Raw genomic sequence first — 1172 nt, 5'->3', positions numbered from 1 at the left:
TAAACCCTGCACCAATGCTGGAGCTTGCCGAAAAAATCATTGCCTCATTTCGACTTGAAGTCGGCCCTAAAACCCTTGCCGATTGGAATGCCGTAAAAGCCATTTGCCCGGATATGTCGATTACGCCAGAGTTCGGAGAATTAAAGTGGCCTATTAATCCGAAGGATATTGGCAAAGCTCAGCCACTACCGGAGGAGTCAAAACCTTTGGTGGAGCTGATTGAGCGAGGCAAGGGAAAGCTGCCAAAGAACTAACCTGCCGCTCGTGGACGATTGGAGTTAATTAGAGTGCTGGACTGGTTACGTTACTTTCCATTGATATTGCGCCACAGCAATCAGCCCGTGACACCCAAAGGGCCATATTTCCCCTGGATGTTGAAATACAAATGGCAACTGAGGGACTCCTATTTTTATTTCCGATGCCCTTTGGTAAATCCAGTTATTGGCGATCCAGGATTAGGCATCAAGTCCTTATCTCCTGCCAGAGGAGATATTACTCAACACTCCTATAACAACGGCCAAAGGGCGCTCCAAACCACAGGCGGGCGCTGGGACCATGAACATTTCTTTGGCAGAACATGGCTATTTGTAGGCCCCTGGTTTATGGGAATCAAATCGAACCTGAGTTTATCGGCATCATTAATCACGCCATGGAAAGCCGAGATGTTTGCTAATAGCAGTTTTTTCCATCCCCGCGTTTTTGAAAACGCCATTGTGGATTATTTGAATTCATTTTTTGGCCACGTAAAAACCGGAGGAAAACCACATTTTCGTGGCCCCCTAAACTGGAAAGTTCTCGATATCAACGACACCATCAAAGCCGCGCTTATGGATATTCATGTGATCGGCAATACATCGAAAGAAAATCCCAAATTAAATCGCCTCGTTTTTTTCCCTATTTCAAATAAAAAACTAGTGTGTTTATTTTTCGATTTTGGTGGAACCCCTATCTACAAAGTCAACAGGGTAAATCCTACTCCCATGCTGGAGCTTGCCGATAAAATTATCGCTTCATTTCGACTTGAAATTGGCCCCCAAACCCTTGCCGATTGGAATGCCGTAAAAGCCGTTTGCCCGGACATGTCAATTACGCCAGAGTTCGGAGAATTGAAGTGGCCTATCAATCCAAAGGATATTGGCAAAGCTCAGCCACTACCGGAGGAGTCAAAACCT

General features: G+C 45.6%; 1 protein-coding gene and 1 pseudogene. Both read left to right on the top strand.

From position 1 onward, the window contains the following. A pseudogene (locus DWB84_RS18775) lies at positions 1 to 254 on the top strand (hypothetical protein); the annotation flags it as partial. A gap of 33 nt (positions 255 to 287) precedes the next feature. Next, on the top strand, positions 288 to 1172 hold an 885-nt coding region (locus tag DWB84_RS18770; RefSeq protein WP_187411354.1), incomplete at its 3' end, for a hypothetical protein.

The sequence above is a fragment of the Saccharophagus sp. K07 genome (genome assembly GCF_014336955.1).
GTDB lineage: Bacteria > Pseudomonadota > Gammaproteobacteria > Pseudomonadales > Cellvibrionaceae > UBA5868.
This window is presented reverse-complemented; position numbering and strand designations above follow the sequence as displayed.